Below are 13,578 nucleotides of genomic sequence, written 5' to 3' on the forward strand. Positions count from 1 at the left end.
CCGGGCGTACCCTCGGATCATGATCGTTCCTCGGGTGGCCATCGGCACCGACGTGCACGCCTTCGCACCCGGGCGGCCGTGCTGGGTGGCTGGCCTGCACTGGCCGGACCAGGACGGCCTGGCCGGTCACTCGGACGCCGACGTGGCGGCGCACGCCGCCTGCAACGCGCTGCTCTCCGCCGCCGGCCTCGGCGACCTGGGCGCGAACTTCGGCGTCGACCAGCCGGAGTGGGCGGGTGCCTCCGGGGTGGCCCTGCTCACCGAGAGCGCCCGGCGGGTCCGGGCAGCCGGGTTCCGAATCGGCAACGTGTCGGTCCAGGTGATCGGTAACCGGCCGAAGATCGGGCCGCGCCGGGAGGAGGCGCAGCGGGTGCTCTCCGCGGCGGTGGGCGCTCCGGTCACCGTCTCCGCCGCCACCACCGACGGCCTCGGCTTCACCGGCCGTGGCGAAGGGCTGACCGGCATCGCGGTCGCCCTGGTGTACGAGGCCCCGACGGAGTAGGTCGGCAGGGCAGGGGCGCGGGCGGCTACGCTCGCCGGGATGCCGAGTGACGCCGCCCCCGACCAGTCCGCCGCCGACGGCTACCTCCAGCGCGCGCAGCTCCTCGCCGAGCTGGGCCGGTACGACGAGGCTGCCGGGGAGCTCAGCTCGGCGCTCGCGACCGACCCCGGCAACGCCGAGGCGTTGACCATGCTGGCCCAGGTGCACCTCGCCGCCGGTCGGGCGGCCGAGGCGCTGGACGCCGCCGAGGCGGCCGTGGCCGCGGCACCGGGGGCCGTACCGCCGCTGGTGGCGCGCGGGATGGCCCTGGTCGACCTGGCACGGTGGAAGGCCGCCGCGAGCACCGCGGACGAGATCCTGGCGCTCGGCCCGACCGACCCGTACGCCCAGCGCAGCGCCGCCGCCATCCTGGCCGGCTCGCGGAACGGGCAGCAGGCGCTCGACGCCGCCTGGCGGGGGGTGGAGCTGGCGCCCGAGGCACCACAGGCGCACCTGGTGCTCGGCCTGGTCTCGGCCCGGCTGGAGCTGTACGACCTGGCCGAGCGGGCCTACCGGGAGGCGCTGCGGCTCGACCCGCAGCTCGCCGAGGCGCGGCACGACATGGGCGTGATCCGGCTGGAGCAGCGCCGCTACGCGGAGGCGCTGGAGCACCTGACGCAGGCGGCGGCGATGGACCCGGCGCGACTCGACGCCGGCCGGACGATCTCCGCGGGCCTGCGCCGGCTGGTGCTCTACGGCGCCGGCTGGTCGCTGGTCGCCACCGTGGTGGTGGCCTTCCTGGCCCCGGGCGCACCGGGTCTCTCCCGGGTCCTCGCCGTGCTGGCCGCGCTCGGCGGGGCGCTGGTGGTGTGGCGGTACGCGGCCCGGGTGCCGGCCCTGCTGAACACGATCCTGCCCGGGCTGCTGCGCGCCGATCGCAGCCTCGCCCTGGCGGTCTACGCGGTCGCCGCCGCGCCCCTGCTGCTGGTCCTCTACGCGCTGGTCGGCGGCCCCTGGCCCCTGGCGGCCACCATCACGGTGACCTTGATCGCCGAATTCGCCGTCCTCACCCGCCCGGTCAGCTGACCCGCCGCGCCCAGGTCCAGGCATACCCGTCGTCCTCGCAGGCCGACGCGGCGTCGCAGAGGTCCAGCGGGCGGAAGGTGTCCACCATGACCGCCAGCTCGTCGAAGAAGTCCACCCCGATGGAGCGCTCGGCCGCGCCCGGCTGCGGGCCGTGGGTGAAGCCGGACGGGTGCAGCGAGATCGAGCCCTGCTCGATGCCGGAGCCGCGCCGGGCCTCGTAGTTGCCGCCGGTGTAGAAGAGCATCTCGTCGGAGTCGACGTTGTGGTGGTTGTACGGCACCGGGATGGCGTCCGGGTGGTAGTCCACCTTGCGCGGCACGAACGAGCAGATCACGAAGTTCGGGCCCTGGAAGGTCTGGTGCACGGGCGGCGGCTGGTGCACCCGGCCGGTGATCGGCTCGAAGTCGTGGATGGAGAACGCCCACGGGTAGAGGTGCCCGTCCCAGCCGACCACGTCGAACGGGTGGTGGGCGTAGCCGTACTTCGTCCAACCCCGACGGTGCCGGACCAGCACCTCGACGTCCTCGTCGTCCACCAGCAGCGGCGCGTCCGGCCCCCGGACGTCCCGCTCGCAGTAGGGCGAGTGCTCCAGGAACTGCCCGCGTACGGAGAGGTAGCGCTTGGGCGGGCCGATGTGCCCGGCCGCCTCGATGGCGAGCAGCCGGGCCGGTTCGTCGCCGGTGGGCACGAGCCGGTGGATGGTCGAGGTGGGGATGATGACGTAGTCGCCGGCCACCGCGTCCAGCACGCCGAACGGCGACTCCACCCGCAGCGAGCCCGCTTCCAGATAGAGGCAGTGGTCACCGGTGGCGTCCCGGAACAGCGGGGACGGCCGGTCGGCCAGCACGTACGCGATCCGCACGTCGTCGTTGGCGAGCAGGTACTGCCGGCCGAGCACCGGGTCGGCACCGGCCCCGTCGAGCTTGTGGGTACGCAGGTGGCGCGGCTTGAGCGGGAGGTTCGGCACCCGGGTGACGGCGGGCGGGGTGAACTCCTCGGCGGCGACGATCGCGGTCGGCGCGTGCCGGTGGTAGAGCAGGGACGAGTCGGAGGAGAAGCCCTCCTGGCCGACCAGTTCCTCGGCGTAGAGGGTGCCGTCGGGCTGGCGGAACTGGGTGTGGCGCTTGCGGGGCACCTCGCCGACGCTGCGGTAGTACGGCATGTCGCCTCCCGATATGTCCCGTTCTCCGGCCAGAAGCGTCCGATAATCGGACGCGGTTGTCCGTTCCTCGTAGCGTCCCGTACATTCTTGTCTCGTGTCAACGCAGGTGCCCCGACTCTTCGCCGGCCTGGTAGACGACGCCGCGGTCTTCCCGCCCGGCAGCGCCGCGCTGCCGGAGGCGGTGGTCGCCCACCGAAGGCATCGCACCGCCTGGTACGCCGACCTCGTCGGTCCGCTCCTGCTGCCCGCCTCCGCCGCCGCCGGTGAACTCAGCGGGCTGGTCGATCCGGCGGAGGGTTTCGTCACCGGCCTGATCGGCGACACCGGCGTCGCGGGCGTGCCCTTCGCGCTGTCGTTCCTCGCGCCGGACGGGGTCACGGCCCGGCAGATCGAGGTGCCGGTCGCCAAGCGCGGTGAGGACCCGCAGCCCGGCCTGGCCGAGCTGCTGAAACTCACCGAGCGGCTCGACGGCACCCGGGTCTACGCGGAGATCCCGCTGACCTTCGGCCTGCTGGGTGCCCTGGACACGCTCGCCGAGGCGCGGGCCGGCGGGCTGCCGATCGCGGCCAAGTTCCGCACCGGCGGGCTGGCCGCCGAGCTCTTCCCCACCCCGGTCGAGCTGGCCGCGGTGATCTGCGCCTGCCGGGACCGGCAGCTGCCGTTCAAGCTGACCGCCGGGCTGCACCACGCGATCCGCCACCGGGACCCGGAGACCGGCTTCACCCACCACGGCTTCGTCAACGTGCTCGCCGCGGCCCTCGCCGCCACCGCCGGCGGTGAGGTGGACGCGATCGCCGAGCTGCTCGCCGCCACCGACCCGGTACGCGTGGTAGAGCTGGTCCGGGCGCACCGGGACACCGAGCGCCCGCTCTGGGTCGGGTACGGCTCGTGCAGCATCGAGGAACCACTGACCGATCTGATCCGGCTGGGGCTGGTGAACGGGGGCTTCGAGGAATGACCTGGGTGAGCGGTGCCGAGGGTTCCCCGTACGGGGTGACAAATCTGCCGTACGGGGTGTTCCGGCACGGCGACCGCGAGCCGCGGATCGGCGTACGCATCGGCGACTTCGTGCTGGACCTGGCCGGCGCGGAGGCCGCCGGCCTGGTGCTGGCGGCCGGGGCGCTGGGCCGGCCCACGCTGAACGAGTTCATGGCGCTCGGCCGTCCGCAGTGGACCGCCGTCCGGCAGCGGGTCACCGAGCTGCTCGCCGACGCCGCGCACCGCCCGGCGGTGGAGCCGCTGCTCGTGCCACTGCGCGAGGTGGAGCTGCTGCTTCCGTTCGAGGTGGCCGACTACGTCGACTTCTACTCGTCCGAGCACCACGCGGCCAACGTCGGGCAGATCTTCCGGCCGGGCCAGCCTCCGCTGCTGCCGAACTGGAAGCACGTGCCGATCGGCTACCACGGCCGGGCCGGCACGGTGGTGGTCTCCGGCACCCCGGTGGTCCGGCCCACCGGGCAGCGGGCCACCCCGCAGGGCCCGACCACCGGCGCCTCCGTACGCCTGGACATCGAGGCCGAGGTCGGCTTCGTGGTCGGCCTGCCGAGCCGGCTCGGCGACCGGGTGTCCGTCGCGGACTTCGCCGACCACGTCTTCGGCGTGGTGCTGGTCAACGACTGGTCCGCCCGCGACATCCAGGCCTGGGAGTACCAGCCGCTCGGCCCGTTCCTGGGCAAGTCCTTCGCCACCTCGGTCTCGGCGTGGGTGACACCGCTGGACGCGCTGGCCGACGCCTTCGTACCCGCCCCCGACCAGGACCCGCCGGTGCAGGGCTATCTGCAGGACATCCCGCACCTCGGGCTGGACCTGGCCCTGTCGGTGGAGTGGAACGGCGAGCGGGTCAGCGAGCCACCCTTCGCCACCATGTACTGGACGCCGGCCCAGCAGCTCGCCCACCTCACGGTCAACGGGGCGTCGCTGCGTACCGGGGATCTCTACGCCTCCGGCACGGTGTCCGGCCCGGAGCGCGGCCAGGTCGGTTCGTTCCTGGAGCTGACCTGGGGCGGGACCGAGCCGGTCAAGTTCGCCGACGGCACCACCCGCACCTTCCTGGAGGACGGCGACACCGTCACCGTCACCGCCTCCGCCCCCGGCCCGGACGGCACCACCATCGCCCTCGGCGAGGTCACCGGCACCATCCTTCCGCCCCGCTGAGCAGCGTCTTCACCCTCCGGCCCCGGTCGCACCGGCTGTGCGACCGGGGCCGTTGCGTCCCGCGTTGATCGTCCGGGATCCGGTACGCCCGGCGGTGCGGGCCGGGGCGCACCCGAGCGGAACAGGAGGGAACGAGGATGACCGAGCTGACCGGCGCCGTCTGGCGCACCAGCAGCCGCTCCAACGACCAGGGTCTCTGTGTCGAGGTGGCGACCAACGTGGTCGCCGCGTACGGCGTGGTGGGGGTGCGCGACTCGAAGGATCGGAGCGGGCCGACGCTGGCGGTCCGCCCGCCGGGCTGGACGGCGTTCGTCACCGCGATCCGGGCCGACGCGTTCCGTCGCTGACCCCCGGCCGCCGCACGCCCGGTGTCCCGCCCCGGGGGCACCGGTGGTGGAAATGTCACCCCAGGCTCCCCGTTTCCCGTTCACGCGCCGTACCGTGGACGACACGGGAGGTGCCATGTCGACGGTCACGGTTTCCGCATTCATCGAAGCGCAGGATGTCGAGGTCTGGCGGCTCCTCACCGATCTGCCCGCGCGCGCCCGGTGGCTCTCCGCCGTCGGCGCGGTCGACGTCCTCACCCCCGGCGACTTCCGGCCCGACACCGCCTGGCGGGAGACCCGGGTCCGGCCGGACGGCGCCGAGGCGCCGGAGGAGTTCGTGGTGGTCGAGGCGGTCGCCCCGGGACGGCTGGTGCTCAGCTCGCGGGGTGCCGGCGCGGACTACCGGATCACCTGGACGCTGCGGAGGGTCGAGCGCCGGCGGCGCGGCTGCACCGAGGTCACCGTCGAGCAGGAGGCCGTGCCGACCGCCCGATACGGCCGGATGCTGGCCCTGATCCTCGGCGGCCTGGCCGCCCGCGCCGTGGAGGGGGCGCTCCGGCGGGACCTCGCCGACCTGGCGCAGGCCGTCGGGCCCACCCGCTCGGCAGAGGCCGCCTGACCCGCCCCACCTCGCTGGGACCTGGCGCCGCCGGTGGGTAGGGTGCCGGGCGGAGGTGCGGCATGAGGTGGCCCGAGGGGCGGCGGTGGATCACGGTGGCGCTCGCGGCGGTGCTGGCCGTCGGCGCGGCGGCCGCCGTGGCCTACCGGGTGCTCGCACCCGCCGAGGTCGACACGGTCGCCCGGGGCGCGTACCCGCCGGCGCCGAGCCCGCAGACCGGGGTGATCGGCCGCCTGCCGGTGGCGCCGCTGGTCGTGGACGGCCGGCTCCGCGTCTACGCCGGCAACCGCCAGGTGTACGCCGACCAGCCGGTCGACGGGCAGCACCGGGTGACCCCCTTCTGGTCGTACCGCCGCTGGCCGGCGCAGCTCGTCGGGGTGCTCGCCGACGACACCACCGTGGTCAGCCGCTGGTCGGACGGACTCCTCGTGGCGCTCGACGCGCGTACCGGACGGGTTGCCTGGCGGGCCGACGGGCCGGTGCCGGGACCGGTGCCGAAGCCCCGCCGGACCTACGCCTCGACCGTCTGGGACCCGGCCGGCCTGTACGCCACCCGTACCGCCGACGGCCGGCGGGTGCTGGTCGCGGCCGGCCCGGGCCGGGTCGGCGGGTACGACCTGGCCGACGGCCGGCGGCTCTGGCGGGCCGACGTCGGCGGCGACTGCCGTACCGAGGTGGGGACCACGGTGGCCGGCGAGCTGCTCGCGGTGGACGCCTGCGACGGCCTGGCGCGGGTCGAGTTCCGGGACGCCGCCACCGGCGCGGTACGTACCCGCTGGCAGCCGCCCGGCGGCCCGGAGGACCTGATGGTGATCCCCGTGGGCTGCCGGGACGGGCACTCGAACTGCCGGGGGCTGCGGGTCTCCGGCCCCGGCGACGACACCGGCCGGGGCTGGCTGGTCGGCCCGGGCGACCCGGTCGCCGCGCCCGCCCTCGACGGCACGGACACCGAACTCGACGGCGAGTGGGCTGTCGACACGTCGGCGGGGCTGATCACGGGCCGCTCCGCGCGCACCGGCAAGGAGCTGTGGCGGCGGGCGGAGCTGGGGCCGGTACGGATCATCGCGGTCGAGTCGGGCCGGGTGCACCTGCTGACCGAGCGGAACGAGCTGGTCACCCTCGATCCGGCGACCGGTGCGGAACGGTCCCGCTTCGTCCTGGACCTCGGCCACGACGGGGTCGGCTGGATGCCCGGCCGGGCGTACGCGGCGGACGGCTACGTCGCCGTGGAGCGGGTCCGGCAGCGGGCGACCCCGGACGACGACGACCAGGCGTACTACCTGATGCCGGAGGCGGTGCTGCTGGCGGCGACGGGAACGTCCGCCTGACCGCCGGCTCCGCCGACCGCAGCGGGGCGGCCGAGCCGGCGGTGTGGTCGGCGGGGGCCCCGCAACGCCGGAGGCCCTCCTTCCGTCAGGCCAGCGCCGCCTCGGCGGCGGCCAGGAAGGCGTCGTTCTCGGCCGGGGTGCCGATGGTGACCCGGACCCCGTCGCCCGGGAACGGCCGGACGATCACGCCCCGCGCCTCGCACGCCCGGCCGAACTCGACGGCCCGCTCGCCGAGCGGCAGCCAGACGAAGTTGGCCTGGCTGGTCGGCACGTCCGGGACGAGCTTGCGCACCGCCTCGGTGACCCGGTCCCGCTCCGCGACGACCAGCGCGCAGCGGCGCTCGACCTCGTCGGCCTGGGCCAGCGCGGCGAGCGCGCCGGCCTGGGCGGCCAGGCTGGTGGAGAACGGCGTGACGACCTTGCGGACGGCGGCGGCCACGCTCGGCTCGGCGACCAGCCAGCCGATCCGCAAGCCGGCCAGCCCCCACGCCTTGGAGAGGGTGCGCAGCACGGCCACGTTCGGGCGGTCCAGGTAGCTCAGGCCGTCCGGCACCTCCGGGTCCGTCACGAACTCCCGGTACGCCTCGTCGATCACCACGAGCACGTCGTCCGGCACCGTGTCGAGGAACCGGTCCAGCTCCGCCTTGCGGACCGCCGTGCCGGTCGGATTGTTCGGGTTGCAGACCAGGATCATCCGGGTCCGGTCGGTCACCGCCGCCGCCATCGAGGCCAGGTCGTGGCCGTGGCCGGCGTCGTTCGGCACCCGCACGCTGGTCGCGCCGCTGGTCGCCGCGATGATCGGGTACGCCTCGAACGACCGCCACGAGTAGAGCAGCTCGTCACCGGGGAGGCAGGTGGCCCGGACCAGGTGCTCGGCCAGCGCCACCGAGCCGCAGCCGGTGGCGATCCGGTCGGGGTCCACGCCGTACCGCTCGGCGAGAGCCTGACGCAGCGCCACCACGCCCATGTCCGGGTAGCGGTGCGAGCCGGCCATCGCCTCGGCGACCGCCTCCACCACGCCCGGCAGCGGGCCGTAGGGAACCTCGTTGCTGGCCAGCTTGATCGCCTCGGGCAGGCCCAGCTCGCGGGCCAGGTCGGCCGGGCTGCGGCCGGGCACGTAGCTGGGCAGCGCGTCCAGGTCGGCGCGGGTCAGCCGCAGCGGAGGCTGGTGACGTCCGGTGTCGGTCATGGGGTGTCTCCCGGGGGATTGGCGCTGTCGCGCGAGGTGGTACGGGTTTCGGGCCTGATGCGGGGGAGTTGGACCACCACGGTCTGCGCCCGCTTGTCGTGCAGTGCCTGGCGCAGCGGCTGGTCGAAGAGCGGGGAGACCGCGTCGACGAACTGCAGCAGCAGGCCGAAGCCGCAGCAGTACCAGAGCAGCGTCGGTAGGCCGAGGGTGCTCCACCGCCGGGTGGCCCGGCCGAAGCCGAGCGGCTGGTCGGCCTCGATCGGCAGCGCCCGGATGCCCATCACCCGCTTGCCGAAGGTCTGTCCCCGGGCGGCCATCGAGGGCACCTCGTACGCGTACCAGAGCGCGGTGGCGATCAGCAGGATGACGATCTGCAGCGCGGCGGCCTGTTCGCCCGGCTGGGGCAGCCCGTCGGTGGAGGTCTCCCCGGCCAGCGACCGACGCACCGACTCGCGCAAATACGGCGAGATCTCCTCGAAGTAGCGCCAGACGAACCAGCCGTTCACCACGACGTTGAGCAGGAACACCACGCCGAGGTCGATCAGCCGGGCGACCAGCCGCGCGCCGTACGACGCGAGCGGCAGCCCGTGCGGCTGCGGCGCGGGCGGGCGTACCGGCCAGGTCGGGTACGGCCAGCCCGGTGGCGGTCCCGCCGGCTGGCCCGGTCCGGTCGGCTGCCCCGGCCACTGGGCCGGCCCGCCGGCCGGCTGCCCGGGGTACGGCCCGGCGGCCGGCTGCGCGGGGTACGGCCCGGCGGCCGGCTGCCCGGGGTACGGCCCGCTGACCGGCTGCCCTGGATGCGGCGCGGCCGGGGGCTGGCCCGGGTACGGGGCAGCCGGGGCGGCGGGAGCCGGCGCGGCGGCGGGGGACGGTTCGGGCGGCGGCGGGCCCTCGGGCGGGGTGGCGTCGACGGGGATCGGCGCGCCGATCCAGCCCTCGCCGTCCCAGTACCGTCGGGTCTCGGGGTCGGCGGGGTCTACGTGCCAGCCGGGTTCCACGCTCACGGTCGTGCCTCGTTGCGCTCGCTCACGGTGCCATCTCAGTTCGCGACTGCGGGGCTCGCAAACCCGGCTCACTCCTCACGCTCACGGTGCAACCTTAACGACGACGGTTCCGGCGAACTTGTCGTGCAGGCACTGCTGCCAGGGCTTGTCCCAGAGCTGCCAGAAACCGTCGAGGTAGCTGGCGAAGGGCACCAGCGAGCCGGCGACGAACTCCACCAGATACCGCTTGCCCAGCGCGCCCCGGGTGAGGGTGGCGCCCGGCTCGACCGGGACGATGCGGATCTTCACCACCTTCTTGCCGAGCGTCTGGCCGGTCCGGTGGGCGTACTCCACGTGGTAGAGCCAGTAGAAGACGAGCAGGAGCGCGAAGATCCCCAGCTCGGCGAGGAGCACCGGCAGGAAGACGTCGGTGATGAGCACCGACGGGTCGGGCTCGGCCACCGTCCCGTCCGGGCCGGGCGGCGGCATCTGGTCCACCATCCGGACCACCAACCAGACGAAGACCGGCAGGAAGAGCACCATGGCGAGGGCGCTCGCCACCGCGGTGTCGATCAGCCAGGCGAGCAGCCGGTCGGTGAAGCTGGCGAGCGGTTGACCGTTCGGCGCCAGCGCCGGCGGCACGAATCCCGGGTAGGGCGGATGCGCCGGCGGGGGGTAGCCCGGCAGCCCGGCGTACGTCGGCGGGGCGTACTGCGTGGGGGGCGCATACGGCGGTCCGGAAGGGGGCGCGAAGCCGCCGCCCGCGGGCGGGGGCCCGGCGGGCGGCGGAGACGCGTTCGAGGGAGGCTGGGTCACGCGGACAGTGTTACAGGTTGCCGCGCTTCTCCTGCTCCCGCTCGATGGCCTCGAACAGGGCCTTGAAGTTGCCCTTGCCGAAGCCGAGCGAGCCGTGCCGCTCGATCAGCTCGAAGAAGACGGTCGGACGGTCCTGCACCGGCTTGGTGAAGATCTGGAGCAGGTAGCCGTCCTCGTCCCGGTCGACCAGGATCTTGCGGGACTGCAGCTCCTCGATCGGCACCCGCACCTGGCCGATCCGGGCGCGCAGCTCCGGGTCCTCGTAGTAGGAGTCCGGGGTGTCGAGGAACTCGACGCCGGCGGCCCGCATGGCGTCGACGCTGGCCAGGATGTCGTTGGTGGCCACGGCGATGTGCTGGGCGCCCGGCCCCTGGTAGAACTCCAGGTATTCGTCGATCTGCGACTTCTTGCGGGCGACGGCCGGCTCGTTGAGCGGGAACTTCACCTTGCGGGTGCCGCTCGCGACCACCTTGCTCATCAGCGCCGAGTAGTCGGTGGCGATGTCGTCGCCGATGAACTCGGCCATGTTGCTGAAGCCCATGACGCGCTTGTAGAACTCGACCCACTCGTCCATCCGGCCCAGCTCCACGTTGCCGACCACGTGGTCGACGGCCTGGAAGAAGCGCTTCGGCTGGATGCCCGCGTCAATCATCGGCTGCCGGTCCACGATCGGGCCGCGGGCCACGAAGCCGGGCAGGAACGGGCCGGTGTAGCGGGACCGGTCGACCAGGGTGTGCCGGGTGTCGCCGTACGCGGCGATGGCCGCCAGCCGGACGGTGCCGTGCTCGTCGCTGAGGTCGTGCGGCTCGACCAGCCCGGTCGCGCCCTGCGCGGTGGCGTGGGCGTACGCGGCGTCCACGTCCGGCACCTCCAGCGCGATGTCGGAGACGCCGTCGCTGTGCTTCGCCACGTGCTCGGCGCCCTCGGCGTCCGGGCGGACCGCGCCGGTCAGCACGAACCGGGCCGAGCCGCTGGTCAGCACGTACTGGGCGTGGTCCCGGTAGCCCTGCTCCGGGCCCCGGTACGCCACACAGGTCATGCCGAACGCGGTGGAGTAGTAGTGGGCGGCCTGCTTGGCGTTGCCCACCAGGAAGTGCACGTGGTCGAGACCCTTGACCGGGAACGGGTCCCGGCTGATGTCGTGGTCGACGGCGCCGACGAGGGCGTCGACGTCGACCTCCTCGGTCGACTGGGGTCGGTCGATCGCCTGGGTCATGTTGGCCTCCCTTGCGTACCGGCCGGCTTCGTGGGCCGCCGTTGACTGCTGTTGTGGCGAGGATTGCTTTCCCGCCGCCGGTTGGGCAACAGTTGCCAGAATTGCTGATCAGCTTGTGCATTCCGTAAAGTGAAACCCTATGAACGCTGGTCAGGATGTACAGCTCGACGAACTGGATGCGCGGTTGATCGAACTGCTCGCCGAGGAGCCGCGGATCGGGGTGCTGGAGTGCTCCCGGCGACTCGGCGTGGCCCGGGGCACCGTCCAGGCCCGGCTCGACAAGCTGGTCGACCGGGGGGTGATCGCCGGCTTCGGCCCGGACATCGCCCCGGCCGCGATCGGCTTCGGGGTGACCAGCTTCGTGACCCTGGAGATCAGCCAGCGGCACGGCCACGATCCGGTCACCGCGCACCTGGCCGCCATCCCCGAGGTGCTGGAGGCGCACACCATCACCGGCTCCAGCGACCTGCTCTGCCGGATCGTGGCCCGGTCGAACACCGACCTGCAGCGGGTGATCGACCAGATCGTCTCGTCGGAGGGGATCCGGCGCGCCTCCACGATCATCGCGCTCGCCGAGCAGATCCCCTACCGCACGCTTCCCCTGGTCCGCTCCGCCGGCCGCCGGGCCCCGGCCTGACGCCTCACGCGGCCCGGCGCCCCTCTTAACACGCTGGCCGGCGCAGAAACCGGCGCGACACGCAGCCGCGCGGGCTCGGCCGCGCGGTGATCGTCGCTACCGTGTGCGGTGTGAAGGGCCTTGGCGTACGCGGCTGGTTGCTGCTGGGGCTCATCACCGTGATCGTGCTCGCGGCCACCGGCGTGTGGAACCCGTTCCCGACCATGTGGGACTGGGTCGACCGGAGCGAGCCGATCGCCGAGCCGGACGTGGTCTGGCAGCAGCGGGTCGGCGGCACCCCGAAGAGCGTCACCATCGCCGGCGACACGGTCGTCGTCGAGCAACGCACCCGGGTCGAGGCGCGCAGCCTGGCCACCGGCACCCAGCTCTGGGAGCGCAAGGCGGACTGGGCGGCGGTCGCCGGCGGCGACCGGGACCCGGTCGTCGCCGTGGGCAAGCTCCTCGTGAAGGGGTACGAGCTGCTCGACCCGACCAGCGGTGCGGTGCGCCGGAGCGACGACCGGGCGGTGGCGGTCTGGACCTACCGGAACCTGTTGCTCGACGCGCGCTGCGCGGACGCCACCGACTGCACGCTGAGCGCCTGGGAACCGCGCGGCACCAAGCCGCTGTGGACGGCGTTCCTGCCCGGCGTGCACAGCGGGCTGCTCGCCGACAACCCGGACCTGCTCGGCACCCGGCGGCTGAGCGCCCCCCGGATCGACGGCGGCGTGGCCGGGCCGGAGGACGTCCCGCCGTTGCTCGGCCTCCCCGTCGACGGGCGGGTGCACGTGGTGGACACGGCCACCGGCCGGGTGCTGCAGAACGTCCAGCCCGGCCGGGAGGAGCGGCTGGCCGTGATCGGCGGCCGGCTGCTCCGGATCAACGCCACCTCCCGGGACGGCAGCTGCTACTTCGCCCTCTCCGCCGTCGACCCGGCGACCGGCCGGCAGGTGTGGCAGCGGAGCGGGGTGAACCTGCGGACCGCGGACTACGCCGGCTGCGTGCAGCGGGAGGACCCGCAGGGCGCCCGGAACGTGCTGATCGGGGTCGCCCCGGACGGCCGCGAGGCGGTGCTCGACGGATACGACGGCCGGCTGCTCCACGTCGGCGCGGACGGTGAGAAGCTGCTCGCCGTCGACGACCGGTACGCGCTGGTGCGCAGCGCGGACAAGCGCTCGATCCTCGGCCGGGAGCTGTCGGTCGACCGGAACCGGTGGACCCGGGCCGCCGGATCGAAGAGCGGGGCGGCCCTCACTCCGTATGCGGCGGTGATCGCCGAGGAGAAGCCGTCCCGGCTGATCGCGGTCGACCCGCGTACCGGACGGGAGCTCGCGGTGCTGCGTACCTCGGCGAACGCCCTGGCGGTCGGCCCGAACGGCATGATCATCGGGGAGGGTCGGGAGATCGGGTACGTCCGCTGGGGCGCCGGGACGTCGGCGGGGCCCCCGCCCGTCGACGGGGGCAGCGCCCCCGGCCCGAACCCGGGCGGCAGCACCTCCGTCCCCCCGTCGGATCAGGGGAACTGCGGACCGAAGCGGGAGCTGTGCGACTCGCCGGGCAACGGCGGGTGAGAGCTGCATCCCAGGACGCCCCCCGGCGGGT

At 74.0% G+C, this 13,578-nt stretch carries 14 protein-coding genes; 9 read left to right on the forward strand and 5 right to left on the reverse strand.

Annotated elements, in window-relative coordinates; genetic code table 11:
- The first annotated feature begins 16 nt into the window (after nt 1-16).
- Nucleotides 17-502 (forward strand): 2-C-methyl-D-erythritol 2,4-cyclodiphosphate synthase, encoded by a 486-nt coding sequence (gene ispF, locus ACFYM6_RS13975; protein WP_073837902.1) that lies wholly within the window; start codon nt 17-19, stop codon nt 500-502.
- A 39-nt stretch (nt 503-541) separates the two neighbouring features.
- Nucleotides 542-1,567 carry a tetratricopeptide repeat protein gene (locus ACFYM6_RS13980; RefSeq protein WP_387275315.1) on the forward strand — a complete coding sequence of 342 codons (1,026 nt, stop codon included), beginning with the start codon at nt 542-544 and terminating at the stop codon, nt 1,565-1,567.
- Here ACFYM6_RS13980 and ACFYM6_RS13985 read toward each other — a convergent pair.
- Nucleotides 1,560-2,729, reverse strand: a complete 1,170-nt coding sequence (locus ACFYM6_RS13985; protein ID WP_387275317.1) for a homogentisate 1,2-dioxygenase — start codon at nt 2,727-2,729, stop codon at nt 1,560-1,562. The genes ACFYM6_RS13980 and ACFYM6_RS13985 overlap by 8 nt on opposite strands.
- A 94-nt stretch (nt 2,730-2,823) precedes the next feature.
- Here ACFYM6_RS13985 and ACFYM6_RS13990 point away from each other — a divergent pair, with 94 nt between their 5' ends.
- The 5 genes from ACFYM6_RS13990 (at nt 2,824) to ACFYM6_RS14010 (ending at nt 7,156) form a co-directional block, all read left to right on the forward strand.
- Nucleotides 2,824-3,687 carry a hypothetical protein gene (locus tag ACFYM6_RS13990; protein ID WP_387275319.1) on the forward strand — a complete coding sequence of 288 codons (864 nt, stop codon included), beginning with the start codon at nt 2,824-2,826 and terminating at the stop codon, nt 3,685-3,687.
- Nucleotides 3,684-4,883, forward strand: coding sequence for a fumarylacetoacetase (fahA, locus tag ACFYM6_RS13995; protein WP_387275321.1), 1,200 nt, complete (start codon nt 3,684-3,686; stop codon nt 4,881-4,883). The genes ACFYM6_RS13990 and fahA overlap by 4 nt, the downstream gene beginning before the upstream one ends.
- 137 nt (nt 4,884-5,020) lie before the next feature.
- Nucleotides 5,021-5,230, forward strand: a complete 210-nt coding sequence (locus ACFYM6_RS14000) for a DUF397 domain-containing protein (protein ID WP_387275323.1) — start codon at nt 5,021-5,023, stop codon at nt 5,228-5,230.
- Nucleotides 5,231-5,345: 115 nt separating this feature from the next.
- Entirely contained in the window at nt 5,346-5,828 is a 483-nt protein-coding gene (locus ACFYM6_RS14005) for an SRPBCC domain-containing protein (RefSeq protein ID WP_387275325.1), read from the forward strand.
- A 62-nt stretch (nt 5,829-5,890) separates the two neighbouring features.
- Entirely contained in the window at nt 5,891-7,156 is a 1,266-nt protein-coding gene (locus ACFYM6_RS14010) for a PQQ-binding-like beta-propeller repeat protein (protein ID WP_387275327.1), read from the forward strand.
- An 85-nt stretch (nt 7,157-7,241) separates the two neighbouring features.
- Here ACFYM6_RS14010 and hisC read toward each other — a convergent pair whose 3' ends face one another.
- From hisC to hppD, 4 genes are all read right to left on the reverse strand, one after another.
- On the reverse strand, nt 7,242-8,345 hold the full coding sequence (gene hisC / locus ACFYM6_RS14015; protein ID WP_387275329.1) for a histidinol-phosphate transaminase: 1,104 nt from the start codon (nt 8,343-8,345) through the stop codon (nt 7,242-7,244).
- Nucleotides 8,342-9,349, reverse strand: a complete 1,008-nt coding sequence (locus tag ACFYM6_RS14020) for an RDD family protein (protein ID WP_387275331.1) — start codon at nt 9,347-9,349, stop codon at nt 8,342-8,344. Before ACFYM6_RS14020 ends, hisC begins: the two co-directional genes overlap by 4 nt.
- 81 nt (nt 9,350-9,430) lie before the next feature.
- On the reverse strand, nt 9,431-10,144 hold the full coding sequence (locus ACFYM6_RS14025; RefSeq protein ID WP_387275333.1) for an RDD family protein: 714 nt from the start codon (nt 10,142-10,144) through the stop codon (nt 9,431-9,433).
- 10 nt (nt 10,145-10,154) lie between these two features.
- Entirely contained in the window at nt 10,155-11,360 is a 1,206-nt protein-coding gene (gene hppD, locus ACFYM6_RS14030; protein ID WP_387275335.1) for a 4-hydroxyphenylpyruvate dioxygenase, read from the reverse strand.
- Nucleotides 11,361-11,499: 139 nt separating this feature from the next.
- Between hppD and ACFYM6_RS14035 the strand changes: the two genes are divergently transcribed.
- Nucleotides 11,500-11,997 carry an Lrp/AsnC family transcriptional regulator gene (locus tag ACFYM6_RS14035; RefSeq protein ID WP_387275337.1) on the forward strand — a complete coding sequence of 166 codons (498 nt, stop codon included), beginning with the start codon at nt 11,500-11,502 and terminating at the stop codon, nt 11,995-11,997.
- A 152-nt stretch (nt 11,998-12,149) separates the two neighbouring features.
- Nucleotides 12,150-13,547: a PQQ-binding-like beta-propeller repeat protein gene (locus ACFYM6_RS14040; RefSeq protein ID WP_387275573.1), complete on the forward strand. Its 1,398-nt coding sequence runs from the start codon at nt 12,150-12,152 to the stop codon at nt 13,545-13,547.
- The last annotated feature ends 31 nt before the right edge of the window (nt 13,548-13,578 follow it).

It is taken from the genome of Micromonospora sp. NPDC006431, from assembly GCF_042870725.1.
In the GTDB taxonomy this organism is placed as follows: Bacteria; Actinomycetota; Actinomycetes; order Mycobacteriales; family Micromonosporaceae; genus Micromonospora.